The sequence below is a fragment of the Hydrogenophaga sp. genome (genome assembly GCF_041633695.1).
GTDB lineage: Bacteria > Pseudomonadota > Gammaproteobacteria > Burkholderiales > Burkholderiaceae_C > Hydrogenophaga.
Genome location: NZ_JBFJMY010000139.1, coordinates 1 through 10252 on the forward strand (window position 1 = coordinate 1; position 10252 = coordinate 10252).

Sequence of the window (10252 nt, forward strand, 5' to 3'; positions counted from 1 at the left end):
ATGTCTGCTGCGAAGCTGGCCATGGGCCTGCGCAGCGTCGATACGGTGGAGAACCGCGGGTACATCCTGATCGACGCGCCCTGAGCGCATAGCCCTTCAACGCCAAGGCGGCCTTAGCTGGCGTCTGTTTTCGAAGGTTTAGATCGACTTCTGCACCAGCCAGCCTTTGAACAACCAGGGCAGGCGCGGGCCCACGCGCTCGGGCACGCCGCCTTTGTTCTCGACGCTGATGGCCAGCGAGGTCACGCCTTCGAGCGAGCCTTCGGCCACGGGAATTTGCAGGGTCTTGTACTTGCTTTCGATCACGCCCAATGAGCGCGGCGCAGCGTCGCCAGCGATGGACCAGAGCTGCATGCTGTCTTCTCGGCCTTCGCGCACTTCGTTGAGCCGTTGCACCAGCAGGATGCGGTTTTGGGCGCTGTAGGTCACCAGCATCGCCGGCAGTTGCTTGTCGTCCAGCAGCACGGCTACCTGGGTGACTTGCGGCACCTCGACCAGTCGGGTCTGCAGGTGCTGGATCTGTGCCTGCAGCTGGGCCACCATGCTGGTGCTCGCGGCCCAGGCCACCAGCAAGATCAGCAGCAAAAAGATGGACAGCGCGCGCCACCAGGTGCTGACACGGCGAAAGCCAGCGGCGGGCGGTGAGTTGGGTGGGATCGGTGGCTCGGACATACCAGGCTAGGAAAAAAATCAGGACGGGTAGGTGCCGGGCAACAGAATGCGCTTGTCCACCTTCTGCAAATCGGTGTGGCCGCAGAAGGCCATGGTCACGTCCAGTTCTTTGTGGATGATTTGCAGCGCTTTCAACACGCCTTGTTCGCCCATGGCGCCCAGGCCGTAGACCATGGCGCGGCCAATCATGGTGCCGCGCGCGCCCAGCGCCCAGGCCTTCAACACGTCTTGACCGCTGCGGATGCCGCCGTCCATCCAGACTTCGAGCTGCTCGCCCACGGCGGCGACGATGGCGGGCAGGGCTTCGATGCTGCTGGGCGCGCCGTCGAGCTGGCGGCCGCCGTGGTTGCTGACCACGATGGCGTCGGCACCGCTGGCCACCGCAAGCTTGGCGTCTTCCACGTCCATGATGCCTTTGAGGATGAGTTTGCCGCCCCATTGCTGCTTGACCCACTCGACATCGGCCCAGGACAGGCGCGGGTCGAATTGCTCGTTGGTCCAGGCGGCGAGCGATTTCATGTCGCTGACCGACTTCACATGGCCGACCAGGTTGCCAAAGCTGTGGCGGCGCGTGCCGGCCATGCCCAGGCACCAGCGCGGCTTGGTCATGAGGTTGATGATGTTGGCGATGGTGGGCTTGGGCGGCGCGGTCAGGCCGTTCTTCAAGTCCTTGTGGCGTTGACCGATCACCTGCAGGTCCAGTGTCAGCACCAGAGCGCTGCATTGGGCTTGGCGGGCGCGCTCGATCATGGCGGCCATGGCCTGACGGTCGCGCATCATGTAGAGCTGGAACCAGAACGGCGCCTGTGTGTTTTGCGCAATGTCCTCGATGGAGCAGATGCTCATGGTGGACAGCGTGAAGGGGATGCCGAATTTTTCAGCCGCCTTGGCCGCCTTGATCTCGCCGTCGGCGCTTTGCATGCCGGTGAGCCCCACGGGTGCGATGCAGACCGGCATCTTGGCGGCTTGCCCCACCATCGTGGTGGCGGTGCTGCGGTTTTCCATGTTCACCGCCACACGCTGGCGCAGCTTGATCTTCTGGAAGTCGTCGCTGTTGGCCCGGTAGGTGCTCTCGGTCCAGGAGCCGGAATCGGCGTAGTCGTAAAACATGCGCGGCACACGCTTCTTGGCCAGGACGCGCAGGTCTTCGATGTTGGTGATCACGGGCATGGGCACTTGTCTCGTTGGTGTTTTGGGAGGAGGCGGACCGTCGGCGGTCGCTGCAGACAGAGCGGCCATGTTAGCGGCGAGTCGGTCAGCGCGATTGTGAAACCGGGTGTTGGGGCTTTGAAATTTCTTCTGCGTGGTGGGTTTGGGCCGTCCGTGCGCAAGGCTTGCAACGCCGTCTCTGACGCCAAAAAACCGTCGGTATTTTTTACAAATTGCAAAGACGAAACTTGGGGTGAATCCAAGAAATGCACTTTAAGTATTTGATTTTGTTGAAAATATTCAATTGAATTACAAATTGGCACAGTAGTTGCAATCAGATGTGTCAGGCGGCGGGTCGTCGTTCCCGTTCCCTCCCAAAAAAAGGACCACCATGAAAATCAAAGCAAGCATTCTGTCCGCGATCATTTCCCTGGGTTTTGCCGGTACCGCCGCTGCAGGCCCCGTGCTCACCGACCTGACCGCCAACGACTACATCACCGTGGGCGCACTCGACTGGGCCTGGGCCGCGCCTGTCACTTCCGAATACTGGTACGGTTCCAACACCTTGTACCAGGCCAGCCTGCACGCTGGCTGGCGCGAAGCCACCGACGCCGAGTGGGCCGCCAAGCCGGTGTACACCGATTTCGGCGGCAAGTGCGCCGCCCAGTACTGGAACTCCAGCTTCACGCATTGCGACTTCGGCGACAGCCTGTCGCAGCACTGGTTGCCCGCCTCTGCCGGCGCCAACTTGGCCGACCTCTGGTACGTGCGCGACGTCGTTTCGTCCAACGTGCCCGAGCCAGGCACCCTGGCTTTGTTCGGTCTGGCGTTCGCCGCTGCCGCCGTTGCACGCAAGAAGAAGCAAGCCTGAGTCTTTGACCGGTTTGTTCAAAAAAGCCCCGCCTTGGCGGGGCTTTTTTTCGTCTGTGCGCCTTTTCTGCAGAGGAAGGTCGACGGGCTTGAATCCAGTTCGCGTGTGTGTGCGTATCCGGTAGGCAGTCTTTGCTGCGACACAACCGGAGATCCCCCATGCGTTTGAAAATCCATCCCCTTGCCAAGGCCTGTCTGTTGCTGCTGGCCGCCAGCAGCGCCATGGCGTCGAGCCACCGCGAAGCGCCCTTCATCAGCGGCAGCCCCAAAGTCGACGGCACCGACTTCTACATGTTCCGCAGCTACGAAGGCGTTGCACCCAACGGCACCGGCGGCCGTTCGGACTACGTGACCCTGCTGGCCAACTACCAGCCGCTGCAAGCCGCCTACGGTGGCCCCAACTATTTCCAGATGGACCCGAACGCCTTGTATGAGATCCACGTGGACAACAACGGCGACGCCAAAGAAGACATCACCTTCCAGTTCCGCTTCCAGAACGCGCTGAAATCCATTCCCCTGAGCATCGGCAACGCCAGCGTGGCGATTCCACTGATCCAGGCCGGCGCCGTCAGCAACCTCAACGACGCCAACCTGAACGTGAACGAAACCTTCACCGTCAACATGGTGCGCGGCGACCGCCGCAAAGGCGCGATGACGGCCGTGAGCAAAACCGGTGGCGGCACCACGTTCGACAAGCCGGTGGACAACATCGGCACCAAGACGATTGCCGACTACGCCACCTACGCGGGCAAACACATCCAGAACGTGACCTTTGCCGGTTGCCCGGCGGGCAAAAACCAGGGCAAGGTGTTTGTCGGCCAACGCCAGGAAGGCTTTGCGGTCAACCTCGGTCCGATCTTTGACTTGGTCAACGCACCGGCCTCGTTCCTGCTCGACCCGGCCAACAAAGACGCCGCCGGCATGGGCGGCAAGCACGCCATCCAAGGCGCCAACGTCACCACACTGGCACTGGAAGTGCACAAGGATTGCCTGACCGCTGGTGGCGAGCCGGTGATCGGCGCCTGGACCACGGCCAGTCTGCGCCAGGGTCGTGTGTTCAACGGCAACCCCGGTGCCGGCAACAACAAGGCCGACAAAGTGGGTGGCGCCTGGACCCAGGTATCCCGCCTGGGCAACCCGCTGGTGAACGAAGTCGTGATCGGCCTGCCCGACAAGGACAAGTTCAACGCCTCCAGCCCCAAGGACGATGCCCAGTTCCTGACCTATGTGACCAACCCGACCCTGCCCAAGCTGCTGAGCCTGGTGCTGGGCAGTGAAGTAGCGCCCACCAACCTGCCGCGCACCGATCTCGCCACGACGTTCCTGACCGGCATCACCGGCGTGAACAAGCCCATGGTCAACCCGGCACCGTCTGAAATGCTGCGCCTGAACACCGCTGTGGCACCCGTGCCGTTCGCGAACCAGAACCGTCTGGGCGTGGCGGGCAACGCGCTGGCCAGTGGGTCCGACAACGCCGGTTTCCCCAACGGCCGCCGCCCCAAGGACGACGTGGTCGACATCGCACTCGTGGCCATGCTGGGTGGTCTGTGCGTGATCAACGGCGACAACGACGCCTTGAAGCTCAACAGCGTGCCTGGCGTACCCGGTGCGACCTCGGCCTGCAAAGCATCGAGCGTGCCGCTGGGCGCCATGTCGGCCAACATCCACGACGCGGTGGACCAGGCCACGGTGCCGTTCTTGTCCACCTTCCCGTACCTGAATACCCCGAACGCCGGTGCGCAGTGACGCTTGCAACCCAGGAAACACCATGAACATCTTCAACACCAAACCGGTTTTGCTGGCGGGCGCGCTGAGCGCCTTGCTGCTGGCGGGTTGCGGCGGGGGCTCCAGCGTGGCCGGCCCCGGCGTACCCAACCCAGTAGCGCCCGATGTCACACTCAGCGTTGATCAGATGCTGGCCTTTATCCAGAATCTGATCAACAACGTGGACGGCAACGGCGATCCCGTGGATGTCAACAAGATCACGTTGACAACCGACGACACAGCGTCTCCCGCCGGTATCTGACCGGCCCCCATGCCCCGATCACGCGCGAGTCAGGCGTGCCGGGGCATTGCTTTACATCTTTCTGGGGGTGTGTGGCCGCCATCGGGCGCACACCAGCAGTCGCTTGCCAGTGGCGGGCACATCCCCAACCCCAAACCCAACTCCAGTCTGCACCATGCACACGCGCCAACTGATTCTTGTCTCGGTTCTAGCCGGTCTGCACCTGGCCGCAGCCGCCGCACCCGAGGTGCAACCGGCGCGCGACGACGAAGTGCTGGAGGTGCTGACCGTGGTCACGCGCAACCGACCGCAGAATCCCGCCCCGAACCAGGCGCCCACCGCACGCGCAGCAGACCCGGGCGCGGTTGCATTGCAAGCGCGCCAGGACATCGTCATGGCGCGCCAGACCGGTGACACCCGCTACTGGGGGCGGGCGCAGGCCTTGCTCACCCCGTGGTGGGACCGCGCCGATGCGCCGACCGACTTGGCGGTGTTGCAGGCCACCGTGCAACAAGGGCGCCACGAATTCGAAGCCGCACGCGGCGTCTTGACCGCCGCCTTGCAGCGCACGCCCGGCCACGCGCAGGGCTGGCTCAACCTGGCCGCATTGGAGCGTTTGTCGGGGCGCTACGCCGAATCTCTGCGAGCTTGCGACGCCGTGGCGCGCGCCGGGCAATCTTTGTATGCCACTGCCTGCCGCCTGGAAACGCAGTCGCTCGGCGGCGCCCATGCGATGGCCTCGCAAGCCTTGCGCTCGCTGATCGCGCAGGCCGGCGATGCGGGGCAGCGCAGCTGGTTGCTCTCTTTGCAGGCCGAAAACCTGGAGCGCTGGGGCCACGATGGCGATGCCGCCCAGGCCTACCAGAGCAGCCTGGCCCTGCAACCCGACCTCTACACCGCGATCGCCTACAGCGACTTGTTGCTGCGCACCGGCCAGACCGCGCAGGCACAAGCGCTGCTGGCGCCCTTGCCCGAGACCGACGCGGTGCTGCTGCGGCGCGCCACCGCCTGGCAGCGCCTGGGCGATCCGCAGTGGAAAGCCGCCCGCGCCGAACTGAACACCCGCAACACCGAATTGCTGCGCCGGGGCGACGACCCTTTCTTGCATGGCCGCGAACTCGCCCTGGCCGCCTTGTGGCTGGACGGCGATGCCCAGGGCGCGCTCGCGCTGGCACGTAAAAACCTCTTGTTGCAGCGCGAGCCGCTGGACTGGTGGGTGGCGGTGCAAAGTGCCCAACGGGCAAAAGATGCCGAGGCGCTGCGCGAGATCACCCTAGCCATTCAGGCCGTGGGCTTGCTCGACAACCGACTCGCTCCACTGCCCGCCACCGCTTCGGCCCCGCGTTCCAACAAACAACCGCAGGTGAAACCATGAAGCCCGTTTCCCCATCGTTGCGCGCGCTGTTGTTGTGCGGCCTGCTGAGCCTGGGCCTGCTGGGCACGGCGCAAGCGCACAAGGGCAGCGATGCCTATCTGGATATCCGCCAGACCGACGCCGGGCCGGGCGCGGCCGTGGACCCGGCGGCCAGCATCCAGACCCGCTTTTTGCTCGCGGTCGCGATCAAGGATTTGGATCTGCTGGTACCGATAGACGCCAATGCCGATGCAAACGTGACCTGGGGCGAAGTGAAAGCCGCCATGCCCCAGGTACTGGCCTTGCTCGACCGCAGCGCCACCACGGCGCCTTGCGCCATCAACTGGTCGTCAGACGGTCTGGAGCGGCGCAGCGATGGCGTCTATATCCGGCTGGCGGCGCAAAGCCTGTGCCCTGGCAACCAGGCGCTGGCTTTCAGCTACAGCTTGTTGAAAGACCAGGACGCCACGCACCGCTTGTTGGTGACGGGCCGCGTGGCTGGGCAGGATCTGTTGACCACGCTGTCGCCGCTGCAAAAGGCGCCGCTGTTGCTGGGCGGGGCAAACGTTTCGGGCCGTGGTGCAGACCAGGGTGCTGATGCCACCGGTACCGCTGCCGACGGGGTGGCTGCTAACCGCTGGGCCGCCTTGCGCGACTATTTCTTGCTGGGCGCCCACCACTTGCTGGAGGGCTACGACCACCTGGCGTTCCTGCTGGCCCTGGTGTTGCCATTGCAGTTGTTGCTGCTTCCCCGGGCCCGTGGCATCCCTGTGCGAGCACCATCGGCCAACACCGATCACCGGCAGGCTGCCCAGGCTTGGGCGGCTGCAACCCCTGCTGCGGGCGCCAGCGTCTGGCTGTCCTTGTTGCGCACCGTCACGGCCTTCACCATCGGCCACTCCATCACCCTGGTACTGGCCACCTTGGGGCTGACGCAGGCATCACCCAGCTGGGTCGAGCCGGTGATCGCCTTGTCGATCGCCGCCACCGCCTGGCTCAACCTGCGCCCCGTGGCCTGGGTGCGCACCGATGTGCTGGCCTTGTTGTTTGGTCTGGTGCACGGCTTTGGCTTCGCCGGCCTGCTGCTCGAAGCCGCCGCCCCCAGCGGCTTGCTGCCCTGGGCCTTGTTCGGTTTCAACCTGGGTGTGGAAGCGGGCCAGCTGCTGGCCGTGCTGGCCTGGGTGGCTCTGTCGCAGGCGCTGGTGGGCCGCTCCTGGTACCAGGCGGTGGTGGTGCGCGGCGGCTCGGCGCTGTTGATCGCCCTGGGGTTGTGGTGGTTCTGGGCTCGGATCTGAGGCTCCACGCCCGGAGGGGCCTTGGACCGGAGACACGGGCGCGCTCGATGCGGTTTCCGACCCACCAAAGGACCGCAGCAAGGACAGGACGTTCCCCGGGCACTGGGAGGCATCATTCTCGAGGCGTTTGAACGTGCCGCAGTGTGAACAGGCCCTAGAAGATCGGGGGGCAGTCCCCCCGGCCGATGGCCGCGATGCCCGCTCTGGCGTCGTCAGAGCCGCGCCATCAAGCGTCCCACGCTGGAAAGCGCCGCATCACGAGTCGCACCATCCGTGGCACTCTCGGCCAGATAGGCGGTGACGATCAGCGGCGCGCGCTGCGGTGGGAGCGCGATACCGACGTCGTTCGCATCGTTGCCGGCGGTGCCCGTCTTCTCACCCACGCGCCAGTCTGCCGGTGTCCCGGCGCGCAAGCGCTTGCCACCGGTGGTGTTGGCCAGCAGCCATTGCATCAGTCGCTCGCGTGACGACGGTTTGAGCGCATCGCCCACCAGCAGTTTTCCAATGGTGTGCGCCATGGCTCGGGGGGAGGTCGTGTCCAGCGAATCACCACTGGTGGACCGGAAGTTCAGCTCGGGTTCGGTGCGGTCCAGCCGCGTCACCGTGTCGCCGAGCAGGCGTGCGAACGCGGTCAGCGCCGCTGGCCCCCCGTAGCTAGCGAGGATGAGGTTGGCTGCGGTGTTGTCGCTCGTGGTGATGGTCGCTTCGCAGAGCTGAGCCAGGCTCAGGCCGTCGCCGCCCACGTGTTTTTCGGTGATGGGCGACCACGGCACAAGGTCTTGCTGGCGGTAACGAATGCGCCGATCCAGTGAATCGTCGCCGCGGTCCGCGCGGGCCAACACCAGCGCACTGGCCAGCAGCTTGAACGAGCTCAGCATGAGAAAGCGTTCGTCCGAACGCCAGCCGAGCTCACGACCGGTGGCGGTGTCGATGAAGTGCACACCCAGGCGGCCTCGGGCGGTGGCCTCGATGTCGCGCAGGGCGTCTAGCAGATTGCCCGAGTCTGCCCTTGCATTTTTGATGGGCAGTCCGCTCAGGCTACACAGCAGCCCGGCGCCGGGGGTCAGAAAGAAAGTGCGTCGATCCATGGTGTTTTCCCTTGTGAAAGAGCCCACATCGTAGGGAGTTGGGCCACAGCACTCAAATGGGAATAATCGAGGTTTCACCAAAGAAAAACTTGGGGTATCCATGGATCTGCCACTCAACGCCTTGCGCGCTTTCGAAGTCTCGGCGAGGCACCTGAGCTTCACGCGCGCCGCGCAGGAACTCAACCTCACCCAGACCGCCGTGAGCCAACATGTGAAGAATCTGGAGGGGCGTCTTGGCAAGCCACTGTTCCGCCGGGTGTCGCGTGGATTGGCGCTGACCGATGAGGGCATGGCACTGTTGCCCACACTGGTGGATGCGTTCGCGCGCATATCGGCCACGCTGGAGTCCTTCAAGGGGGCCCACAAGCGCGAGGTGCTTTCGGTCGGCGTGGTGGGCACCTTCGCGGTCGGCTGGCTGCTGCCGCGTTTGAGCGAGTTCCAGGCGCGGCACCCTTTCGTCGAGCTGCGGCTGCTCACACACAACAACCGCATTGACCTCGCCGCCGAAGGGCTGGACTGTGCGATCCGTTTTGGCGATGGACAGTGGCCCGGCATGCAGGCGCAGCACCTTCTGGCCGCGCCACTGGCGCCAGTGTGTGCGCCGTCGTTGGCGCACCGTATTCGTGTGGTGGGAGATCTGGCGCGCGAAACGCTGTTGCGCTCCTACCGCTCGGACGAGTGGCCTCATTGGTTTGAAGCGGCCGGCGCTCGCTCGCCCTTGCTCACTGGCCCGATGTTCGACTCATCCCTGTTGCTGGCCGACGCTGCGGCCCAGGGTGCGGGCGTGGCGTTGCTGCCGCTGATGCTGTTCGGCCGCGACCTGCAGAGTGGTCGGCTGGTGCGCCTGTTCAATGTCGAGGTCGACCTGGGCGGCTACTGGCTCACGCGCATGAAGACGAGGCGCAAGAGCGCGGCCATGAAGGCGTTTCAAGAGTGGATGGAGCTGCAAACTCAGGGAGTACGCGCGGCACAAGTCGCGCGTTAGCACCCAATTGCGCCAAGCTTGGAGGCCAGGCCAACTCCCCCAATGTCCTCCGCCCGGATTGGGTGATTGGGGGAAGATACGAGGTCTTGCCATTTGCCTTTCAAACACAGTTGTTGGAGCTGTTCTTGCATGTTCGCTCTAGCGCCATCGTCATAAAACGGCTGAACGGATCCTCCCGGTAACCCGCAAACGGTCCGCATTCCACAAACCCGAACCGCCGGTACATCGCAATCGCCGGCCCAAACGCAGGCGTCGAGCCGGTCTCCAGACTCACGCGCGCATAGCCACGTTGCCGAGCGATGGCGAGCAGTTCGGTGAGGATGGTGTGGGCGGCGCCTTGGCGCAGGTAGCGCACGGCGGTGCGCATGGACTTGAGTTCACCGTGCCCGCCCTCAAGGGCGGAGGTGGGCGCCAGTTCCTTGAGGGCGCCCATGGCGGCCAGTTCGCCTGCACCGCTGGGCGGGGCATCGGGGGGATCGGAGGGCGCGTGGCGCCAGGCCGTCAGAAATGTGATCTCGGGTACGCGCAGCCCACTCAGGTCCAGCGCGTGCACCTTGTCGGGCGGTGACGCGGCGTGCATGCCAGCCAGGTGCTCGCGCAGCAGGTTCAGCACCTGCGGGTGCGCGAGTTCGCGGTCGATGCGGATGTGAAACAACGGGCGCAGCTGTGCGTCTGCGTCGTTCATGTGGCTGCCCTCCCTGGGTGGCGTTGTACTTGTTGTCCGCTTTGTTGGCCGTTGTTCGGCTCTGGGCGATTGTGTACGGTTTGTTACGGGTGTGGCAAGCCACACCAGGAGGGTGCAGAACCAGGCTTTCAGCCCAGCCGCTTGCGGTG

At 64.6% G+C, this 10252-nt stretch carries 10 protein-coding genes; 6 read left to right on the forward strand and 4 right to left on the reverse strand.

Annotated features, from left to right (window positions below; all coding sequences use genetic code 11):
• Positions 1-138 precede the first annotated feature (138 nt).
• Together ABYB95_RS10520 and ABYB95_RS10525 are read right to left on the reverse strand one after the other, a co-directional pair.
• Complete coding sequence (locus ABYB95_RS10520) at positions 139-672, reverse strand: anti-sigma factor domain-containing protein (RefSeq protein ID WP_372658451.1); 534 nt, start codon at positions 670-672, stop codon at positions 139-141.
• Between the two features lie 18 nt (positions 673-690).
• Positions 691-1842 (reverse strand): L-lactate dehydrogenase, encoded by a 1152-nt coding sequence (locus ABYB95_RS10525; protein ID WP_372658452.1) that lies wholly within the window; start codon positions 1840-1842, stop codon positions 691-693.
• Positions 1843-2212: 370 nt separating this feature from the next.
• Here ABYB95_RS10525 and ABYB95_RS10530 point away from each other — a divergent pair, with 370 nt between their 5' ends.
• The 5 genes from ABYB95_RS10530 to ABYB95_RS10550 all read left to right on the forward strand — a co-directional run bounded on the left by ABYB95_RS10530 (position 2213) and on the right by ABYB95_RS10550 (position 7345).
• Entirely contained in the window at positions 2213-2692 is a 480-nt protein-coding gene (locus ABYB95_RS10530) for a PEP-CTERM sorting domain-containing protein (protein WP_372658453.1), read from the forward strand.
• A 158-nt stretch (positions 2693-2850) separates the two neighbouring features.
• Complete coding sequence (locus ABYB95_RS10535) at positions 2851-4437, forward strand: DUF4331 domain-containing protein (protein ID WP_372658454.1); 1587 nt, start codon at positions 2851-2853, stop codon at positions 4435-4437.
• A 22-nt stretch (positions 4438-4459) separates the two neighbouring features.
• Complete coding sequence (locus ABYB95_RS10540) at positions 4460-4717, forward strand: hypothetical protein (protein WP_372658456.1); 258 nt, start codon at positions 4460-4462, stop codon at positions 4715-4717.
• A gap of 154 nt (positions 4718-4871) precedes the next feature.
• Positions 4872-6071: a hypothetical protein gene (locus tag ABYB95_RS10545; protein WP_372658457.1), complete on the forward strand. Its 1200-nt coding sequence runs from the start codon at positions 4872-4874 to the stop codon at positions 6069-6071.
• A complete protein-coding gene (locus ABYB95_RS10550; RefSeq protein ID WP_372658458.1) occupies positions 6068-7345 on the forward strand; it encodes a HupE/UreJ family protein in 1278 nt (425 codons plus the stop codon). Before ABYB95_RS10545 ends, ABYB95_RS10550 begins: the two co-directional genes overlap by 4 nt.
• Positions 7346-7557: 212 nt before the next feature.
• Here ABYB95_RS10550 and bla read toward each other — a convergent pair whose 3' ends face one another.
• Positions 7558-8433, reverse strand: a complete 876-nt coding sequence (gene bla / locus ABYB95_RS10555) for a class A beta-lactamase (protein ID WP_372658459.1) — start codon at positions 8431-8433, stop codon at positions 7558-7560.
• Between the two features lie 100 nt (positions 8434-8533).
• Between bla and ABYB95_RS10560 the strand changes: the two genes are divergently transcribed.
• Complete coding sequence (locus ABYB95_RS10560; protein WP_372658461.1) at positions 8534-9418, forward strand: LysR family transcriptional regulator; 885 nt, start codon at positions 8534-8536, stop codon at positions 9416-9418.
• Between the two features lie 100 nt (positions 9419-9518).
• Here ABYB95_RS10560 and ABYB95_RS10565 read toward each other — a convergent pair whose 3' ends face one another.
• Positions 9519-10103 carry a GNAT family N-acetyltransferase gene (locus ABYB95_RS10565; protein ID WP_372658462.1) on the reverse strand — a complete coding sequence of 195 codons (585 nt, stop codon included), beginning with the start codon at positions 10101-10103 and terminating at the stop codon, positions 9519-9521.
• Positions 10104-10252: the final 149 nt, after the last annotated feature.